The following is a 19,948-nucleotide window of genomic DNA, read 5'->3' as shown; positions in this document are numbered from 1 at the left end:
GGAAGTTCCACGGCGTGATACAGCCGACGACGCCGCGGGGCTTGCGCCGCATGTAGGCGTCCTTGCTCGCGACCTCGCTCGGAACCACGTCGCCGTGAGGGTGACGGGCGTTGCCCGCCGCCCACTCCACCATGTGCCAGGCTTCGGTGACGTCGGCTTTCCCCTCCGAGATCTCCTTGCCACACTCCTTCGAGACGATCTCACCCAGCTCGTCGTGGCGCTCGCGCAACTCGTGGTAGATCTCCCAGAGGTACTCCGCGCGATCCGGATACGACAGGTCTCGCCACTCCGCGAACGCCTCCTCGGCCGCCTCGAGGGCCCGGTCGACGTCGTCGGCCGTCCCGCGCCGGAACGTCGCCAGCGTCTCGCCGGTCGCCGGGTTCTCGCTCTCGAAGCTGTCGGAGCCGCGTCCGTCCGCCCATTCACCGTCGATGTAGTGTCGATACGTCCGCCGTTCAGTTCGTTCGACCATACGGTCGGTACCACGACCGCCACACTGTACGGCGACCCTCCCATGGTCGGGATCTTCATGTCGTTTATTTCAGTAGACGGCCGTTCGAACGTGACGGTCGGGTCCACTATTATAAACGAGGTCCCGAAGGCTAGGCCAATGATCCCACCCATCGCCAACAAGTTCGTGGCCGGCGAGACGCCCCAGGAGGCGATCGACCACGTGCAGACGTTGAACGACCGGGACGTCAACGGAATCCTCAACCTCCTCGGCGAACACTACGAGGAGGCTGATCCGGCGAACGCCGACGCCGACACGTACCTCGAGTTGATCGACGACATCGAGCAGGCCGGAGTCGACTCCTGTATCTCGGTGAAGCCCTCCCAGATCGGCCTCGGGGTCGGACGCGACCTGTTCGAGCGGAACCTGAGCCGTATCGCTGAGCGGGGCGACGAAGCGAACGTCTTCGTCTGGGTCGACATGGAAGACCACACGACGACAGACGCGACCCTCGACGCCTACGAGTCGCTGGTCCGGGACTACGGTGGAAACATGGGGATCTGTCTCCAGGCGAACCTCAGACGGACGCGTGAGGACTTAGAGCGGCTGTCCAACGCGCCGGGAAAGGTACGAATCGTCAAAGGGGCCTACAGCGAACCCGACGACATCGCGTACACGAAAAAGGATCGCGTCGATGCGGTGTACCGAGATCTCATCGAGTACATGTTCAGCGAGTTCGAGGACGGAGTCGCGATCGGGAGCCACGATCCGGCGGTCATCGCACACGCCAAACAGTTACACCGAGAGCACGAAACGCCGTACGAGGTCCAGATGCTCATGGGCGTCAGAACGGACGCACAACGTGATCTGGCCGCCGACGGCGTCGAGGTCTACCAGTACGTCCCGTACGGCTCGAAGTGGTTTTCGTACTTCTACCGACGGATCCGGGAGCGAAAGGAAAACCTCGCGTTCGCGCTGCGAGCGATCGTGAGCTGAACGCGCCGGTCACCAGACGACGTCGATCCGGTTTCCTCTGATGGTCCGGTCTCGCCAAACGCAAGCCGGGACAGCCCGATTGCCGATCACGGATCGAGGAGCTTCGATTCGGCCTTGCGGAGGTGCTCGAGCAGCGTCGATTTGGAGACGTCCAGATCCGCCGCGAGTTCCCGGGTCGTCGTCTGGCGTGGCCACTCGTAGTAGCCGGTCTCGCGAGCGTGTTCGAACACCTCCCGCTGCGTCGGCGTGAGCGAATCGAGGCGCTCGTTTCGCGAGGAGGAGTCGGCGGAACCCGACGTCGAAATCGACGTGACGGAGACGTCGGCACCCGTCTGCTCGCAGACGTCATCGAGGGACTGCTCGATTCGCGACCGGTCGCCGACGTAGCAGACGTTCCACTCCTCGCTCCCGTTTTGAATCCGAACCGGAGCGCTGTGGACGAACCCGTTCTCGAGCAGCGTCGGACAGATCATGTCGTCCGGGTCGTACTCGAGGAAGAACTCGCGGACGACGTTCCCCGGCGAACTGCGCTCCCGGCCGAACCGCTGTTGCAGTTCCGAGAGCGAACCCGAGTGATCGGAGTCGCGGATGGCATCGAGGAGGTCCTCGAGACCGTCTTTGGTCTCCGCGAACGCGGTAAATACGCCCCTGACCGTTCGAGGCCCGGTTTCGTCGACCGTCGGCGAGTTGTAGATCGCGTGTGCGAGGACCCCGCCGTCCGTGCGGTCGGTCGCCTCGATAGCCCAGCAGTCGGGATGCCACAGCTCGAGCGTCAGGCGAACACTCGATCGGTTTTCGGCTTGCGCCATACTCTTGGTTGTGAATAGACCTACTTCTATGTTGGTGGTAACAGGTGGCAGGGTGATGGGGCCGCGTTTCAGCGAGAATCGGTGGGGAGAGAACCGCCGGAAACCCGTGAGAGGGGCAAAAAAGTAAAGTAGACAACAGTATTAGCGACAGGACGATGCAACCGTCTCTCCCCTCGAGTGAGTACGAGTCACGGATAGCCCGCGTTCGCGATACGCTCGCCGAAACGGAACACGATGCGCTGTGTCTGTTTTCATCAACGAGCATCGAGTGGGTCGCCGGATTCTACCACCTCCAGACCGAGCGACCGGTGTGTCTCGCGGTTACGGACGACGAGATACACGTCACTGTTCCGCGCCTCGAACTCGAGCGAGCCGAAGCGAGAGAGCACGTCGATTCGGTCCACCACTACTACGACTATCCGGGCGGAGAGGGGACGTATCCGGCCCATCCATCGCGGACGCCGGAAACGACCATCGACACGATGCTCTCCCAACTCGAGGTCGAGTCGGTGTGTGCGGATGCAAACGGCGCACCCGGGTTCTGGGGATACACCGGACCGACCCTCGAGGAACTGGCGGACGTCGACGTGGACATCGTCGACTGGATCACGGAGTGGCGGAAAGTGAAATCCGACGCCGAAATCGAACTCATCGAGCAGTCGGGAGCGTGGGGAAATCTCGCACACGAGAAACTCGCGTCGTACGCCGAACCCGGAGCACACGAACTCTGGGTCGCGAAACGTGCCAGTCTCGACGCCTCGATGGCGATGCTCGACACGCTCGGCGATCGGTACGAGTCTCACCTGCGCGGCGGGTTTCCCGCGTCGTGTGGGTTCCTCTCCGGCCCCAACACGGCGCTCCCCCACGGCCTGACCGAAAACCGCCGGCTGCAAGAGGGCGACGTCCTGATAACGGGGGCAACGGCCAACGTCGGCGGCTACGTCAGCGAACTCGAGCGGACGATGTTCGTCGGCGAGCCGACGGACGACCAGCGACACTACTTCGAACTGATGCTCGAAGCACAGTCGATCGCGCTCGACGAGTGCGGGCCGGGCGTTCCGTGCGCTCGGGTCGATCAGGCTGTCCACGACTACTTCGACGAACAGGGCGTACTCGAGTACGCCCAGCACCACACGGGCCACAACATCGGTATGGAGGGCCACGAACGGGGGTTCATCGATCGCGGGAGCGACGAGATCATGCAGCCGGGGCACGTCTACTCGATCGAACCGGGACTGTACCTGCCCGAGGAAGCGGGGTACCGACACTCGGATACGATCGTCGTCACGGAAGACGGGACCGAGATGGTGACCTACTACCCGAGAGAACTCGAGGGGAACGTCATCCGCTGGTGACGGTCGATGCGGGTCGGGGCGAGCGCTGGACGCGAATCCCGCCGGCCGGGGCGACCGCTGGAGGTGAACGCCGCGGATCGAGGGGAACGGTTATAATCCTGCCACGTGTTGCTCGGGACCGATGACGAACGACCACGCGTACGTTGGAACGTACACCGACGAAGCCGGCGAAGGGATCTACCACTGTCGAGTGGACGAATCGACCGGAGAGCTGTCGGAGCCCCAACTGGCCGCACCGACGCAGAATCCGTCCTTTCTGGCGACCCATCCCCACCTCGACGTTCTCTACGCCGTCAACGAAACGGACGACGGCTCGGTAACGGCGTTCGCGATCGCCGACGACGGTGGGCTTGAACCGCTCGACGAACGGTCGATCGGCCCGGCTGGCCCCTGTCACTGCAGCGTCGATTCGACCGGCCAGTACCTCCTGGTCGCCCACTACAGCGGCGGTGCCGTCTCGGTGCTCGCGCTCGCAGACGACGGCCGGATCGGCGCGCCGACGGTCGTCGAACACGAGGGCTCGAGCGTTCACCCCGATCGCCAGACCGCGCCACACCCCCACTCGATCGTTCCAGGTCCGAACGACGAATTCGTCTACGTCGCCGATCTCGGGACGGACGAAGTGGTCGTCTACGCGCTAAACCGGGAGGAAGACGCGCTCGAACGACGTGACGTCGTTTCGATCCACGACGGTGCCGGACCGCGTCACGTGACGTTCGACGCGGAGCGTGAGCGGGCGTATCTGATCAACGAACTGGACTCGACGCTGTCCGTCTTCGACTGGTCAGCCGACTCCGGCGGACTGTCACACGTCGACACGGTCGAGACGCTCGAGGGTCCGATCGAAACCGAGAACTATCCGGCTGCGATCTGCCTTCACCCCTCCACCGACTACGTGTACGGATCGAACCGAGGCCACGACAGCGTCGCCGTCCTCGACTGCTCTGGCCGAGACCTCGAGCTGGTCGAGACCGTCTCCACGGGAGGGGAATGGCCACGAAGTATGACGCTCTCTTCCGGCGGGAAGTACCTGATCGTGGCGAACGAGCACTCGGAGACGATCGTCCCGTTTGCCGTGGGCGACGACGGAGGACTCGAGGAACTCGAGGGGCGAGTTTCGGTACCGCATCCGGTCTGCGTCGAAATCCCGGGGCGACCGTAATCAGCGGTCGACAGGCGTCATTGGCTTCGCCCCGCCTCGACGGAGCGGCTACTGGTCGTCGAACACCTCGAGTTCCTTTTTCCCCTCGAGGTCCTCGGTGTGGACCCGCTTGCAGACGAACAGAACCACGACGTGAAAGACGAGCAAACAGCCGAGCAACGCGAGATTGATCAGCGAGATGTAGTACGTCTCGCTTCCCGGAGTGACGGCCGGAAACGTAAACAGCGAGAGAAAGAGCAACGCCAGAACGAGCGCCAGAGAGCTCTTCAGGAGTGGCGCGATCCCGCAGAGCTTGTCCCAGATGCCGGACATACCGTACGATTCGGTGGGGATCTAATGTAGCTTTGGGATCGAGAACGGTCGTTACGCCGGCCCCGGTAGCCACGAAGACGGTTACGAGACCGGACGCTCCGACACGCCGATCTGGAAACAGACTTCGGGGGTAACCGCAATATTGATTGTGTGGGACCGTCAACGTCGCGGTATGCTTCAGAAGTTCCACGAGGCGGTCGGATCCTCGCTCGTCAGCTGGCCCGCGCTGGGGAGCGCTCTGCTCTTGATCGTCGGAGTCGTTCTCGAGGCGGTCGGGCACTCGGAGCTGGCCGGGATCGCCGGACTGTACGGCATCGTCCTCTTGCTCCTCGCGCTCGTCAGCTACGGATCGTTGAAGCTTCTCAAGATGACCTCGCCGCTGTTTATGGGCTATCACAAGTAGCCGCCGAGAGTCGAGTGGGATTCGCTGCGTGGATAGCCGGTATTCGCCAGCGAAAGCGGGCTAAAGTCGCCAACGTAAAGACGGTACCGGGCGAACCTCCGGTATGGTCGAGCCGAAACAGGTCGAAGAGCGGATCGAACGTAGCGGCGTGATCGCAATCCTGCGGGGTATCGACGAAGAGCAGGTCGGACCGGTCGCTCGAGCGATGTACGACGCTGGCGTTGGAGCGATCGAGGTGACCGCCGACGGGGGCCGCGTTCGAGAGACGCTCAGTGCCGTCGACCGCGAACTCGCGGACACCGACGCCGTCGTCGGCGCGGGAACCGTTCTCGACGCACCGACGGCCCAGGCTGTCGTCGACGCCGGCGCATCGTTCGTTCTCGCACCCGATTGCAATCCCGAGGTGATACGGTGCTGTAACAGACACGGCGTCGTCTCGATCCCCGGCGTGATGACGCCGACGGAAGCCGTCACGGCCATGGAGGCCGGTGCTAACATGCTCAAGCTGTTTCCGGCGGCGACGGTCGGACCCGACCACGTCGGCGCAGTTCAGGGGCCGCTCCCGGACGTCGACGTCGTTCCGACCGGCGGCGTTTCGATCGAAACCGTCTCCGACTTTCTCGAGGCCGGAGCCGTCGCCGTCGGCGTCGGAAGCGCGATCGTCGATTACGAGGCCGTACGGGCCGGAGATACGAGACGGATTCGCGAAACAGCCGCGGAGTTCGTCGACGCGGTCGAGGAGGCGCGCTCCGAGTGACCAACACCGAAATTGCAGTCGGAACGTCGATAGCCGTTAGCGCGCGATGCCGCCGCCAGCGTCGTCGATAACTGCGTCGACCTCCGCAGGGGTGACGACCGCGAGGTCGCCGTCGATCGTCCGCTTGAGAGCCGCCGTCGCCGATCCGTATTCGAGCGCGCTCGAGACGTCACGGTCCCGGAGATAGCTGGCGAGAAAGCCACCGACGAAAGCGTCGCCGGTCCCGATCGGATCCAGCGTCTCCGCGGGAAACGCCGGCTGCTCGTGGAGGCGGCCATCGCCGTCGACCGCCATCGCGCCGTCTTCGCCCCGAGTCACCACGACGACGTCCGGATCGTACGTCTCCGCGAGTTCCCGGCCGATCGACGCGTCGTCTCCCGACAGTTCGAGGACGGACCGGGCGTCGCGTGCGGCGATCACGGCGACGTCGACGGACTCGAGCAGCGAACGATAGCACGAGCGGGCGTTCGCGGGAGACCACAGTTTCGAGCGGTAGTTGAGATCGAAGACGGTCGTCGCACCGGCCGACCGGGCTCGCTCGAGGAGCGTCGCCGTCGTCTCCCGGAGCTGGGAGGAAAGCGCCGGCGTGATTCCGCTCGTGTAGACGGCGTCCATCGACTCGAGGTCGACGCATTCGGTCGCTTCCGACGGCGTCGTCGTTCTGATCGCTGCGTCGGCCCGATCGTAGATGACGTTCGTCCCGCGGGGGTCGCCGCCCTGTTCGATGTAGTAGGTTCCCTGTCGACCCTCCTCCGTCCACGTGACGCTGGGTTCGACGCCGTGACTTCGGATCTCACGAGTTACTCGCCGCCCGAGCGGCGAATCCGGCAGTTTCGAGATCCACGTCGAATCGACGCCGAGATTGGATGCCGCGATCGCGACGTTGCTTTCGGCACCTGCGGTCTGGAAGTCCAGTTGCGTCGCCGTCTCGATCCGGTCGCCGGCCGCCGGAGAGAGGCGAAGCATCGTTTCGCCGAACGTGGCAAGTGATGGCATACGGTCGTCCCTTTCGAACTCGCGTATATAGATCTTCGCTCTCGCAGTGTGGCGTACGAACCCGTATCGAACAGATGGGCAGCGTTTTATCGGTGGCACACGCAGGACGGACGTATGCGGGAAATACTCACCGACGACGCACCCGAACCGATCGGACCGTACTCGCAAGCGACGATCTCCGGCGACCGAATCTACGTCTCCGGACAGGGGCCGGTCGATCCGGACAGCGGCGAGATCGTCGGAGACGACGCGGGAACGCAGACGCATCGAACCCTCGAGAACGTCGAACGCATCCTGGCAGAAGCCGGAGTCGGACTCGAGGACGTCGTCAAGACGACCGTCTACCTCACCGACATGGACGTCTACGACGAGGTCAACGACGCCTACGCCGACCACTTCGAGCCACCGTATCCGGCTCGAGCGGCGGTCGAAGTGTCGCGACTCCCGATCGACATCGTCGTCGAGATCGACGTCGTCGCGGAGTACGACGACGACTGATACCGACTACTGTAACTGAGTTCCGGAGACCGCATGACTGCGCCGGTCTTCGGGGACAACTGACGGCAAACCGCCTGATACGGATCGCTGTACCGATCTACCGGCGTGGCGATTTGCCGGAACGGCCGAGAACGACGGCCAGGGAGCGGCCGAAATCGACGGCCGAGGCACTCATACGGATTACTCGAGGTCGTCCACGTCGTAGATCGTGCGCTGGACGCGCAGGTCGGTGCCGGCGAGCAATCCGCCGTCGACGACGAGTTCGGTGCCGGTGACGAACGCCGAGAGGTCGGATGCGAGAAACAGGGCGGCGTCAGCGACGTCTTCCGGTTCGCCCAGACGCTCGAGTGCGTACTGGTCGAGCCACACCGATTGTGCAGCGTCTCCGCCGTGTGCGTCCATCTCCGCTTCGCGCTGTTCGGTAACGATCGTCCCGGGACAGATCGCGTTCGATCGGATGCCGTGGATGCCGTACTGAGTCGCGAGCAACCGCGAGAATCCGAGGATACCACTCTTTGCGGCGGTGTACGCGGGGAGACCGATTCCGGTTCGGCCGTTTACGGACGACATGTGAACGATCGATCCGCCACCCCGGTCGATCATTCCCGGGAGCACGGCCTGCGTACACAGGAAGGTCCCGGTGAGGTTTCGCTCGAGGTCTCGTTGCCACGTCGACAGATCCATTTCGCCGATCCGGTCGTACGAGGTCGCCCCGCCCGCGTTGTTCACGAGCACGTCGACACCGCCGTATCGTTCCTCGGCTGTTTCCACGAGGGAGGTGACCTGTGATTCGTCGGTGACGTCGGTCGAGACGAACTCGGCGGTTCCGCCGGCCCGTTCGATGGTTTCGACGGTTTCGGTCCCACCGTCGCGGTCGACGTCCGCGACGATGACTGTGGCCCCTTCCTCGGCGAACCGAATCGCGATGGATCGACCGATACCCGAACTCCCGCCCGTGACGACTGCTGTGTCGTTCGCTAGCACGTTCGCGTCCATAGCGAAGAGAAAAACGTTCAGCGGTAAATACGTTTACATCGACCGAACGTCGGTGGGCGCAATCGTGACCGCGACTCTCGATGAACCGGGGTTCGAGACGATCTCGGATGGACGGGCCGACCGGCCGGCCGTGAAACGACGAAGCGTCACGAGGTCTGTGTCTGACGGACGATCGCGACGAGCTCGTCACAGAGGCGCTCGAACAGTTGCTCGCCTTTGGCCGCCGTCGCGAGTCCGGGATCGCCGATAGCGCCCGAATCGGAGTACTCCGCGAACTCTCGATAGACTGCCAGCGGTCCGCCATCGAACATGTCGTTCATCCCGTGGTCGTACGGCTCGGAGAGCGGTTCCGCCTCGAGGCTGTCACGGTCGACGAGGTCCGGATACAGATGCAACATCAGCGACGTCTCGAACTCGCCACCGTGGGCCATACCGCCGGAGTCGCTCTCTCGAATCGAGTCGACGAACGGTGCTGCCAGGTTGAAGTACGTCGTTCCGAGCACCTCGACGTCTGAATGTGCATCGCCGATCGTACTGACCGCAGAGTCGACGAGAGAGGCGTTGCCCCCGTGTCCGTTGACCAGAAAGAGCGTCTCGAACCCGGCCTCGAGTGCCGAGTCAGCGACGTCTTCGATCGTCGCCAGGAGGTCGTCGTGTGGAAGGGTGATCGTGCCGCCGAGAGAGGTGTGATGCGGTGAAAAGCCCGCCCACAGCGGCGGCGTTACGACCGAGGGGATCCCCTCGGCGTCAGCCCGCTGTGCGGCTGCATTCGTAACCGCATCGACCAGGAGCGTGTCCGTCGAGACCGGAAGGTGGTGGCCGTGTTGTTCGACGCTGCCGACCGGGACGAAAAGGACCGATCCGTCGCGGGTCGCGATCGAACTGATCTCGGCGTACGGCTTCGTCGCCCACGATACGGTCGACCCGTGTGCTGCTTCGTAGTACATAGCGATCTCCAGGCCGACCAAGACAGTAAGCTGACTTCAACGTTACTGTTGGCGTATACCATGCCTCGAAAACGCCCGATTCGGGCGCCACCGGATAGCGAGGAACTCCGTCCTTCTGGGTCGGCCGCGTCGATGGAGGTAAGTATAAAACCCAGATGTTCATACAGTGTGTCATGCAGATCACTGCAGTCGAAGCTATACCGGTGAACATTCCGATCACGCCGCTCGAAGAAGGTGGGATCGCACCGTACGTCACGAACCACAACTCCCTCGAGGACATGGACCGCGTCCTCGTTCGCGTCGACACCGACGAAGGGATTTCGGGCTGGGGCGAAGTCCGAGTGTTTCTCTCGCCGGACGCGACGGTGTCGGTGATCGAAGACGGAATCGCACCGATGATCGTCGGACAGTCACCGTTCGAGATCGAACGGTTCCGCCGCCAGTTGTTCATCGAGTACGCCAATACGGACATGTTCTTCGCCCCGATCGAAACCGCCTGCTGGGACATCGTCGGGAAGGCGACGGAACGACCGATCTACGAACTGCTCGGTGGGTGGACCACGCCCGGCCAGACCGGACGTAAACACCGCAATCACCAGACCGAGTACGACGACGACCGCTCCGTCGAGTTCGCCTACTGTCTCGGAATACTGCCGCCCGAAGAGTCGGCCGAACGAGCCAAAGAGGTGGCCGACGCGGGATACAGCGTGTTGAAGACGAAAGCCGGCAGAGACTGGCGGACGGACGTCGAGCGAATCATCGCGATGGACGAGGCCGTCGACGGCGAACTCGAGTTCCGACTCGACCCGAACCAGGGCTGGACGACCGATCAGGCCACGCGAGTCGGAGCGATGCTCGACGACGCCGGGGTTTACCTGCAGTACATGGAACAGCCGATCCGCGTCGATGCACACGGATCGCTCGCCGCGTTGCGTTCGCGAACGACCCAGCCGATCGGTCCGAACGAGGACACCTACATCGCCCACAATCTCCAGCAGTTGATCGCTGCGAACGCGGTCGACGTGGCCGTCCTCGACCTCACACCGGCCGGCGGTATCGCAGGTTTGCGCCAACAGGCCGGGATCGCCGAGGACGCTGGGATTCCCGTCACCCACCACTGCGCGTTCGATCTGGGAATCAGAACGGCCGCTATCATGCACGCAGTCGTCGGCATTCCCGGATTCGATCTGCCGTCCGATACGGTCTACTACAGCTGGGAAGACGACGTCATCACGCGGCCGTTCGAGATCGAAAGCGGACGGATTACCGTCCCATCGGAGCCCGGACTGGGAATCACCGTCGACGACTCCACAGTCGAGCAGTACCGCATCGACTGACGAAATCACTGACACCGCACGTTACCTGCGGAACCAATCGGCCCGGATCCAGAGCTGACTCGATCCAGGGTACCGTCGGGCGCTCCCGACAGTTGCGCGAGACGCTACGATCGTTGCGTCGTCCTCGACGGGTCGAAAGTGCCGATAGCGACATCCTCGCCGCCGACCGGGCCACTGAAGTCATTTGAGAGTGTCAAATGAGAGTGATCGTCCGGTCTGGGCCCGTCTCTCGAGTGTCGGAGCACACGGAACGAGAGGGGGCCGAACGACCAGGAACAGCCACCCCATATTTTTACACCCGTACACTCGTAATATCGTGCGATCGGAAGGAGCGAATTCGGGTTCATAAAGAATTTTGGATTTTGTATTGTCAAATATGCCAGGGAGGACACCAAACCCCCACCTCTGCTTGCGACACCTACTGAATCCGCGCCCCATCACTGAATTCCGACTGAGACGGTTGCTGTAACGGGATTCCGGCGGGACCGCCCCGAGTCACGGTCCCACGAGAGATGACTGACAGCAGACCGAGCGAAACACTCACCGAATGAGACGGATTCCTGAACCGATGGTCCGGGAGACCGGAGATGGGACGCTTCCACGGCGGGGGCGGGTCGTGGATCGGATGAGTTACCGAACAGTCGGCTACCCGATGAGGACGGCCTGCAAGTTGACTTCGATGAGGTTTGCCGTCTGGACGACGACGTCCGGAACCTTGTTTCGAAACAGCTCCTCGGACATCTTGGCTGCAGGAGCCGAGAGACTCACCGCGCCGATCACCTGCCCCTTCGGATCGAATATCGGCGCACCGACCGCCCTGATTCCCGAGGCGCCCTCCTCGTCGTTGAACGCATAGCCTCGCTCACGGACGTCCTGTAACTGTCGCTCGAGGACCTCACGATCCGTAACCGTCTGTGGCGTCTGTTGGACGAGTCCGCACTCGTCGAAAATTTCGTCGACTCTCTTCGAGTCGAGATACGCGAGCAACGCCTTGCCCGACGCCGAGTAGTGGAGGTGTCGGTTCGGCCGCTCCCGGTTGTGAATGTAAAACTCCGTGCCGACGGCGTTCTGGCCGAACGCCTCCCAGAGGATCACCTCGGTCCCGTTCTTTTCGGTTATCAGGTGAACGGACTCCCCGCTCATCATCGCCAGCTTATCGACGATTTCGCGGCCGGCTTTGAACAGCGGCGATCCGTTGCGAACGTGTTCGCCCATGGTGATGAACTCGAGGCTGAGCCTGTACAGGTCGTCGTGCTCTTTCACGGCGAGGCCACACTCACGAAGCGTCGACAGGTGCGTGTGGACCGTGCCAGGGGTCAAGTCGACTTCCGTTGCCAGTTCGGTTACGGTCGCGCCGTCCAGCTGGCGAAGAAGAGAGAGGATCTCCACCGACCGAGTGACGGATTTGATCTGCCGTTTCGAATCACCTGCGTTCCCCATAGTCGATGGGCAAGTGCAGCAGGTATATACCTTCCGATATTTTGAAGTCGTCAAATATAATTTCACAACACACGGACTGGAATCACGGCATCTCGATAGACGGTCCCGCCTTATTGGATTGCTGTTCGGGCGGCCTGTAATAACAACTGAAACGATGTACTCACCGATCGCCAATCAGTCTGGCGATCAGATGGGCAATGAGGTCCAGTGGCTCCTATATTATACCGGTTTATCCGTGACCGCCGGGCCGCGGCGGTCTCGCCGGGCAAGACCAGGGTCCGTATCATCCGGGCTCGGTATTCCTCGACGGTCACTCGAGGTTGTACACCCTCGCCACATCACCCATATCTCATATAAGTAATTTATTTTGATGATTCTTACCTCTACTCGATACACACACAGGAGTTATCGGAGAAGTCCATCCGTTTCTTTCGGCGAATTAAGAGATCACGTCGAAGACCGGGCCTCGGAAGTAGCGGGTGACTACGATAATTCCTATCAGCCCCACGCCAGAGAGCAAGAGGATCCTGCGACCGTCTCCGAGGAGACGAACGAAGAAACCGTGCCGAAACCCCCGTTCGACGAACGACCGGAGCTGCCAGGATACCGCCGTATCGGAGAACGGGAAACTCTGAGCAGTCGAAGGTGGATCAGTGACCGACCGATATAGTAACAACTGAAACGAGTTACACACCGATCGCCGATCCGTCCCGCAATCGGGTGTGCAATGACGTTCAGTGGCTACTATAGGAACAATTGTACCTGTTTACACGCCGATCACACAGCTCGCGGTTCCCTCTCGGTTATTTCGCGCACCGCTCCCGTCCGTCGCCGGCCCCCCGTTCCGGCCCACCCCCAACTTCCAGGGAGGCATCGACCGCCACATCCCTACTGACGAAGTCGGGTCGTCATCCACACAATTCTTTATATCATATTTCTGTAAAGTCTCGAGAATAGTATTCAATATTTCACTTGTCATTGGCGACCGCGTGCCATCGGTATCCGTCGCTGGTCTACGATGGAGTGGACAGAACTGAGCTCCCCAGCCGTATACCAAACTGTGACCACGGCGAATTCAGGTGGCTGACTGCCGCCAAAGCGTTACGGTAACGACTGTAACGAATACCACACTGATCGAACTATGCGCGGTTCTCGTTCGTTTCACTCGCTCACGGGTCACTCCGTTCCCCGTTCGCCGTTCCGCGGTTCTCGCTCGCTTCGTTCTGCTCACGGGTCGTTCCTCCCCGTTCGCCAATCCGCGGTTCTCGCTCACTTCGTTCCCCGTTCGCCAATCCGCGGTTCTCGCTCACTTCGTTCCCCGTTCGCCAATCCGCGGTTCTCGCTCACTTCGTTCGCTCACGGGTCACTTCGTTCCCCGTTCGCCAATCCGCGGTTCTCGCTCACTTCGTTCGCTCCGAACCGCGTACGCTCCGAACCGCGTACGCTCCGAACCGCGAACACTCCGAACCGCACTCATTGTTCTTCGAGGTCGGTTCTGTCCCGCCACTCCGGGTCGCGGTCCTCGAGGAAGGCGTCGATGCCCTCGTTTTTCTCGCCAGTCGCGAATAGCTGGGCGAACAGTTCTGCCTCGTACTCGATGCCGGCCTCGAGGTCCATCCGAGCGCTTGCCTTGACCGCCTTCTTCGCGAACTCGAGGGCCACGGGACTGTGAGACGCCATCGACGAGGCCAGATCGTACACCTCGTCGTCGATGTCGTCCGGTTCGCAGACGATATCGACGAGTCCGATCTCGGCCGCCTCCGCCGCGTCGATCGGATCGCCGGAGAGGATCAACCGCAACGCGTGTCCTTCACCGACGAGTTCGGGAAGGCGCTGAGTTCCGCCCCCGCCGGGCATGATACCAAGATTGATCTCGGGTTGACCGAGTTTCGCGTGGGTGTGTGCGATTCGGACGTCGCAAGCGAGTGCGAGTTCACAGCCACCGCCGAGTGCGTGGCCGTTGATCCGGGCGATGACGGGCTGGCGGAGGTCGTCGACGACCTCGTACACTCGCGGCCGTTTGCTCGCCTCGCGCTGGGCGAGTGCATTGCGCTCTCGAAGCTCGGTCACGTCGGCTCCGGCGACGAACGCGCTCGAGTCCGCCGATCCCGTCAGGACGACGACGCGTACCGAGCTGTCCTCGATCGCCTCGAGAACCGCTTTCAGATCGGATCGCAACTGGGCGTCGAGCGCGTTACGGGCGTCCGGTCGCGATAGCGTCACCGTCGCGACCCCCTCGACCCGGTCGCCGACCGAGACGTCGACGGTTTCACACTCGCTTGCAGTCGTTTCGATCGCCTCGACGTCGGTGGAGTTCGGTGTCATAGCAATCGGATTTTCTTATCGCCGGTATCGATCGGCGTCGTGACCGGCCATCGCCGATACCCGAGCGAGGCCGTGATCCATCGTTCCGGGACCGAGCACGGAAACGGGCATGCGTTTTTCCACCACGTGCGACCGCATAACGGTTGTGTACGAACGGGTATCCAACCAGCGGTTCGTGACCCAGTCTCAACCGGTGACGTCCCCACCGAAGCGGACTCGAGAATTCGTCCCATCGATTCGTCACATCCCTTCGGGCCGTTGTCCATCAGTACCGTGCAATCGGGACCCGTTCCCGGTCCCACCTGAACCGCGACCTATAGTAACAACTGGAACTATTTACCCACTGATCGCACGACAGCTGTGCGATCAGGTATGCATTGACTTCCAGTGGCTACTATAACCGGAAGAACCCTCGGGGCCAAATCTTGCCTGCTCTCGGTGGGAGGATAGAACACGGCTACTCGATCGCTATCCAGCCCAAAACAATAGGTAGTTAAGGGAGCTATTGTACAATAGGCTACCTAACAATAGGTACCTATTATTTACAGATTTGTGACGGACTCGAGCAAAGCGGTCGAACGCCGCTCACTGATACGGAGTACTGAACTGGTTTCCGGAGCAACCGCGAGATGGCGCCCGGTCTCCGGACATGACCGACAGTAAACCGCACGACGAGCGTCTCGAGAGCCCAAACCGCTCGCGGCGACAGTGAGAGACGCCCGTCAGTCCGGTCTCGTCGCGTGGAACGGCAATCCTTCGACGCCGTCGCGCTGGAACGCGTCGATCGTCGAGTTGACCTCGTGATACTCGAGGATGTTCTCCTGGATCATGCGCTCGATGATGTCCGCCCGGAACTGCAGGTCGTCGTAAATGTCTCTGGTGTCCGCATATCCGAGCAAGGTCGCGATCTGTTCTTCGAGTACGTAGGAGTTGTTCATCCCCTGGAAGACGATTTCGTCTTCGACCGGATCCCAGTAAAACACCTGCCGAGTGACGACGCCATCCATCTGCTCGGAATACCCCTCGATCTCCTGGACGCTCGTCACCCGTCTGAGGACGTCGTCCCCCTGCTTGACCCGATTCTGGAACAGGGCGACGTCCGCGTTATCCATGAACGTCTCGGGGACGTTGATCGGGTCACCCGTAAATCGCTGGATCATCGAGACGATGTCGCTCGCGTGGAACGTCAACATCACCGGGTGGCCGGTCTGTGCGGCCTGGAACGCCATTCGCCCTTCCTCCCCACGAACCTCACCCACGACGATGTACTCGGGTCGTGACCGGAGTGCGGCCTCGACGAGGTTGAACATGTCGACGTCTGCACTGTCCTCGCTGCGGCTCTCACGAGTCAGTAGCTGTTGCCACGTATCGTGTGGTGGAAGAACCTCTGCCGTGTCCTCGGCGGTGTAAATCTTCGAGTCCCGGGGAATAAACGTCATGATACTGTTTAACGTGGTCGTCTTCCCCGACGCCGTCTCCCCGACGACGAAGACGGTTCGTTCGTTTTCGAGACACAGCCAGAGGTACGCCGCCAGTTCCGGCGAGAGCGTTCCCCAGTTCGTAATCTGGGTGACCGACAGCGGGACCTCATCGCCCTGGCGGATGGTGAGGCTTGGGCCTTTCACGCTCACGTCGTCGCTGTAGATCACGTTCAAACGCGAGCCGTCTGGCAGCGTCGAGTCGATGATGGGTTCGGCGTCTGTCATCGGGTTCCCGATCCGTTCGCCCATGTTGCTGAGCCAGCTGTCGAACTCCTCTTGGGTGCCGAAATCGACGGTCGTCTCGACCAACCCGTACACGCCGTGGTCGACGTAGCACTCGCTGGGACCGATGACGTGAATGTCCTCGTTGGCCGGGTCACGCATGACCGGCTCGAGTGGACCGAGGCCAACGATGTCGCGGTTGAGTCGATACCGGATGTTTTCGAACGTCTCCTGGGGAATCTCCTGGATACCGGGATGGAACTTGATTTTGAGCCGCTCGAGCAGGTTACCGGGTTCAGTGCCGCGAATGTGTGTCGACTCGGCAAGCAACTCTTCGATACGATCTCCGTACTCGGCTTCTTTCTCCGGCGCTTGCTTACTCGCACTGCGACGGAGGAGCGAATCTTTGACCGCCGAGAAGACGACCTGCTCTTCTTCTGACAGCGTCGGCTCGACCGCAAAGTACTGCATCTTGGTTCCGACGTCACCGTAGATGTGACTGTAAATAGGACCACCGACCGGATACAGTACGTTCGGATGGCGCGATTCGTACCTTCCGGTCGGCTCGTCGATGAGAACCGGAAACTCCCCGGTGATCTGTCTGAACTTCTTTAGGTGTTCGCGAAGGTGAGGGCGACGAGCCGCGAGCTCCTGAAGCTCGTCTGACGGCTTTGGCGTCCCCATTTCAGTCATACAACGGACACCGAATTAGGCGACGCTACGGTTTTCGATTACGATACCCGTTCCGGATCGAACGGAGTATCCGATTCTGTCACCGACCTGTTCACCCATTCCGGCGAACCGCTTGATGAAGAGCTGTCGGCGAATGTCGTTGCCGACTTCGATCATCTCGAGTTCGATGAAGACGTCCGCGATCGATCTGAACGGCCCGATCGCTTCTTGACCGACCGTCGACGGGTCGACCGTCAGAACGACGACTTTGCCCTGTGAGATGACGTTCCTGAGAAACGAAATTATCTCGAGTGCGGCCTGTCGTTCGTCGTTCTGTCTGACGAGGGCTTCGAACTTCGGATCGTTTCGGAGAATCGCATCGAACGTATCGATAATGATGATATCCGCAGACCAGATCGTATCCTCGTCCATCAGGTCCGTCAGGAGGTCCTGACGGGTGTCCTCCTCACCAGCCGACGAGAGAACCCCACCGCTGTCCAGATCCCCGTGGAGAAACAACAGGTTCTCGAACAACAGGTGCTCTTCGACGTTGTAATCCAGCGAATCCATCTGCTCGACGAATCCTTTGACCTCGAGTTCGGTCGAGAGGAACGTAACCGACTTGCCGGTTTCACATAACCCGTAGGTAAACCGCTGTGAAATCGCGCTCTTTCCGGCACCGTAATCGCCTTCCATCAGAACGATACTCCCCGTTGGAATACCACCACCGAGTTCTTTATTCAGCCGATCGCGGTCGTCCAGGCCGATCGAGAAGATGTTATTGAGTTTGCTCATGTGTCGTGGACCTGTTCGTGTTCGTCTTCAGACGTCAACAGTGATCGGATGAGTTCGAGTTGCCACCGTTCCAGATCGCTTTCTTCGTCCGATGCAACGAGGGGCTTCGTCGACGGTTCTCGCGGTTGGTTCGAACCCGAGCCACGGTCGGTCTCGAGCGCCGGTTGTGCGTACTCGACTCCGGTGCCGTTGCAGTGTACATCGGATATTCCGGGGATTTCGAGGCCCGTCTCCGAGAGAATTATGTCCGAATTGACCCAGATCATCCGTTCGACATCGCCCTGTTTCGGTCGATCAGAGAACGTGGGCCCATCTGCGGGTCGCTCATCCGTCGGCACGGCTTCGGTGGTGTCCTCCTCGATGTGGATCGTCCGGACACCCCGGTCGGGTTCCTCGAGACTCGCCTCGACAGCATCCTCGGCTCCCGGTCGGTCCTGGGCAGCGTCGTCGACGTTCTCTTCGTCGAACTCGTGGACAACTGGCTCATCGGTACGTCGTGGCTCCGATGGGGTTTCGACCGTGAGATTTTCGTTGCTCGAGCCAGTGTCCGGATCGTATTCCTCGAAATCGATCCGCTCCGTTTCGGCGGTGTCGTCCGATCCGTCCGGATCGAACGCATCCGATTCCGCGTCGGTTTGCAGGCGAGACAGCGCTCCACCGTCTTCGCCATCGAGTGTGGCAGGGAACGACTGAGACGCGTGCAAGGGGCGTTCGTCGTCGAGCCACTCATCGAACGAGCACCGCTTTTTCGACGGCGTACCGATCTGTTGAATCCACCAGAGACTCCGCGCGTGATCGACGCCGAGAGAAGACAGTGGCTCGGGATCGGCGACTTCGGGTCCGCCGTCGAACCCGTTCAGAATCGTTCTGAGATACTCCTCGACGCCGTCGCTTATCCAGTGGATCGATCCGTAAAACCGAATCGTTCGGGCCGCTCCATCGAGTCCGACCGCCGCGACGAGGTAATCGAGCCAGTCCATCACGACGAACTCCGTATCGTACTCCGAGGGAACGGACTCGAGATACGGACGGTTACCGTCATCCCACGGGATGTCGGGTCCGGCGAGTGGGGACTGGTCGGTCCGACCGAGCACATCCTCGGAATCTCCGCCGGCAAGTTCGTCGTCGATGGCGGAGGTCGCTTCGTCGTCGAGTTCCTCGAGCGGGTCGTCGGACTCGTCCTCGAGCGCGTCATCGTCGCCCTCAAAGGCATCGACAACCCCGTTCTCGAGGTCGTCGTCCGACGGGTCCGATTCGTCGTCGTCGTCCCAGTCGGCATCCCCCGAGTCGTACTCGGATTTTAGTTCGTCGAAGGACAGATCGCCGTCATCACCGCCGGTCGTACCGGCGTCCTCGAACTCGTCATCGCCATCGTCGAACTCGTCGTCGAAGCCGTCGTCGTCATCGTCGAATCCAAACTCATCGTCGTCGATTACGCTCTCGTCGAGGAAGTCCTCAGCTTCGGCGTCCGCGATGTCATCGTCGACCGCGTCGTCGTCTCCGTCATCCTCATCAGTATCGAAGAGACTGGCACCGCCGAAGTTGCCCGTACCCTGTGCTCCCCCACCGGGGCCGCCGAACGTGTCGTTCAGGGAGTCACCCTCGACAAACGGATTGACTCCCTGCGTAACCATCTCGTAAACCTCGAGGAGTTTCCTGATGTTCTCTTCGATCTCGTCGAGAGACTCGCTGATGTTCTCGTTCTCGCTCTGGACAGTGTTGACGGTCGACGCGAGCGAACCGACCTCGTTTTCCATATCCTCGACACGAGACTCGATCTCGCTCGAAACGCCACCGGCGTCATCCATCTCCCCCATCCCGTCGATGGACATTCCGCCATCATCGGCCATTTCACCGTCATCTCCGAGAAAGTCGTCGGTGTCGCCGTCGTCGCCGAACAGGTCCGAATCCCCCATTCCCGAGCCGGACCCGTCGCTACTCAGTTCGCCGCCGGAACTCACACCAGGCATCAGCTCTTCTTGGCTCATACTGCC

General features: G+C 61.4%; 18 protein-coding genes. 7 read left to right on the top strand and 11 right to left on the bottom strand.

Features of this window, described 5'->3' with window-relative positions; translation table 11 throughout:
* Nucleotides 1-472 (bottom strand): aldehyde dehydrogenase family protein (locus EA473_RS14690; RefSeq protein WP_124196401.1); only part of this gene is annotated, 472 nt, incomplete at its 3' end.
* A 138-nt stretch (nt 473-610) separates the two neighbouring features.
* Here EA473_RS14690 and EA473_RS14685 point away from each other — a divergent pair.
* A complete protein-coding gene (locus tag EA473_RS14685) occupies nt 611-1,447 on the top strand; it encodes a proline dehydrogenase family protein (protein ID WP_124196400.1) in 837 nt (278 codons plus the stop codon).
* Between the two features lie 86 nt (nt 1,448-1,533).
* Here the strand turns inward: EA473_RS14685 and EA473_RS14680 are convergent, their stop codons facing one another.
* On the bottom strand, nt 1,534-2,256 hold the full coding sequence (locus tag EA473_RS14680; protein WP_124196399.1) for a helix-turn-helix domain-containing protein: 723 nt from the start codon (nt 2,254-2,256) through the stop codon (nt 1,534-1,536).
* Between the two features lie 155 nt (nt 2,257-2,411).
* Between EA473_RS14680 and EA473_RS14675 the strand changes: the two genes are divergently transcribed.
* Both EA473_RS14675 and EA473_RS14670 read left to right on the top strand, forming a co-directional pair.
* Nucleotides 2,412-3,611, top strand: coding sequence for a M24 family metallopeptidase (locus EA473_RS14675; RefSeq protein ID WP_124196398.1), 1,200 nt, complete (start codon nt 2,412-2,414; stop codon nt 3,609-3,611).
* Between the two features lie 121 nt (nt 3,612-3,732).
* Entirely contained in the window at nt 3,733-4,773 is a 1,041-nt protein-coding gene (locus EA473_RS14670) for a lactonase family protein (RefSeq protein WP_124196397.1), read from the top strand.
* 48 nt (nt 4,774-4,821) lie between these two features.
* Here the strand turns inward: EA473_RS14670 and EA473_RS14665 are convergent, their stop codons facing one another.
* Nucleotides 4,822-5,085, bottom strand: a complete 264-nt coding sequence (locus tag EA473_RS14665; RefSeq protein WP_124196396.1) for a hypothetical protein — start codon at nt 5,083-5,085, stop codon at nt 4,822-4,824.
* Nucleotides 5,086-5,257: 172 nt separating this feature from the next.
* On the opposite strand from EA473_RS14665, the gene EA473_RS14660 reads away from it, so the two are divergent.
* On the top strand, nt 5,258-5,488 hold the full coding sequence (locus tag EA473_RS14660; protein WP_124196395.1) for a hypothetical protein: 231 nt from the start codon (nt 5,258-5,260) through the stop codon (nt 5,486-5,488).
* 103 nt (nt 5,489-5,591) lie between these two features.
* Entirely contained in the window at nt 5,592-6,245 is a 654-nt protein-coding gene (locus EA473_RS14655) for a bifunctional 4-hydroxy-2-oxoglutarate aldolase/2-dehydro-3-deoxy-phosphogluconate aldolase (protein WP_124196394.1), read from the top strand.
* A 36-nt stretch (nt 6,246-6,281) separates the two neighbouring features.
* Here EA473_RS14655 and kdgK1 read toward each other — a convergent pair whose 3' ends face one another.
* Nucleotides 6,282-7,241: a bifunctional 2-dehydro-3-deoxygluconokinase/2-dehydro-3-deoxygalactonokinase gene (gene kdgK1 / locus EA473_RS14650; RefSeq protein WP_124196393.1), complete on the bottom strand. Its 960-nt coding sequence runs from the start codon at nt 7,239-7,241 to the stop codon at nt 6,282-6,284.
* A 114-nt stretch (nt 7,242-7,355) separates the two neighbouring features.
* On the opposite strand from kdgK1, the gene EA473_RS14645 reads away from it, so the two are divergent.
* Complete coding sequence (locus EA473_RS14645) at nt 7,356-7,739, top strand: RidA family protein (RefSeq protein WP_124196392.1); 384 nt, start codon at nt 7,356-7,358, stop codon at nt 7,737-7,739.
* Nucleotides 7,740-7,919: 180 nt separating this feature from the next.
* Here the strand turns inward: EA473_RS14645 and EA473_RS14640 are convergent, their stop codons facing one another.
* Both EA473_RS14640 and EA473_RS14635 read right to left on the bottom strand, forming a co-directional pair.
* A complete protein-coding gene (locus EA473_RS14640; RefSeq protein WP_124196391.1) occupies nt 7,920-8,735 on the bottom strand; it encodes an SDR family NAD(P)-dependent oxidoreductase in 816 nt (271 codons plus the stop codon).
* 146 nt (nt 8,736-8,881) lie between these two features.
* On the bottom strand, nt 8,882-9,682 hold the full coding sequence (locus EA473_RS14635) for a creatininase family protein (RefSeq protein ID WP_124196390.1): 801 nt from the start codon (nt 9,680-9,682) through the stop codon (nt 8,882-8,884).
* A 173-nt stretch (nt 9,683-9,855) separates the two neighbouring features.
* On the opposite strand from EA473_RS14635, the gene EA473_RS14630 reads away from it, so the two are divergent.
* Nucleotides 9,856-11,019, top strand: coding sequence for a mandelate racemase/muconate lactonizing enzyme family protein (locus EA473_RS14630; RefSeq protein ID WP_124196389.1), 1,164 nt, complete (start codon nt 9,856-9,858; stop codon nt 11,017-11,019).
* 645 nt (nt 11,020-11,664) lie between these two features.
* Here the strand turns inward: EA473_RS14630 and EA473_RS14625 are convergent.
* From EA473_RS14625 to EA473_RS14600, 5 genes are all read right to left on the bottom strand, one after another.
* Nucleotides 11,665-12,459 (bottom strand): IclR family transcriptional regulator, encoded by a 795-nt coding sequence (locus EA473_RS14625; RefSeq protein WP_124196388.1) that lies wholly within the window; start codon nt 12,457-12,459, stop codon nt 11,665-11,667.
* Between the two features lie 1,473 nt (nt 12,460-13,932).
* Nucleotides 13,933-14,784, bottom strand: a complete 852-nt coding sequence (locus EA473_RS14620) for an enoyl-CoA hydratase/isomerase family protein (RefSeq protein ID WP_124196387.1) — start codon at nt 14,782-14,784, stop codon at nt 13,933-13,935.
* 722 nt (nt 14,785-15,506) lie between these two features.
* Entirely contained in the window at nt 15,507-17,180 is a 1,674-nt protein-coding gene (locus EA473_RS14610) for a type II/IV secretion system ATPase subunit (RefSeq protein WP_124196385.1), read from the bottom strand.
* 15 nt (nt 17,181-17,195) lie between these two features.
* On the bottom strand, nt 17,196-17,954 hold the full coding sequence (locus tag EA473_RS14605) for an ATPase domain-containing protein (RefSeq protein ID WP_124196384.1): 759 nt from the start codon (nt 17,952-17,954) through the stop codon (nt 17,196-17,198).
* The gene (locus tag EA473_RS14600) at nt 17,951-19,942 is read right to left on the bottom strand and encodes a FlaD/FlaE family flagellar protein (protein WP_243645272.1); all 1,992 of its coding nucleotides are present in this window, start codon (nt 19,940-19,942) and stop codon (nt 17,951-17,953) included. The genes EA473_RS14605 and EA473_RS14600 overlap by 4 nt, the downstream gene beginning before the upstream one ends.
* Nucleotides 19,943-19,948 lie beyond the last annotated feature (6 nt).

The organism is Natrarchaeobius chitinivorans, assembly GCF_003841505.1.
Taxonomy (GTDB): Archaea; Halobacteriota; Halobacteria; order Halobacteriales; family Natrialbaceae; genus Natrarchaeobius; species Natrarchaeobius chitinivorans.
Note: the sequence above shows the minus strand (reverse complement) of the source record. Positions and strands in the feature narration are given on the sequence as shown.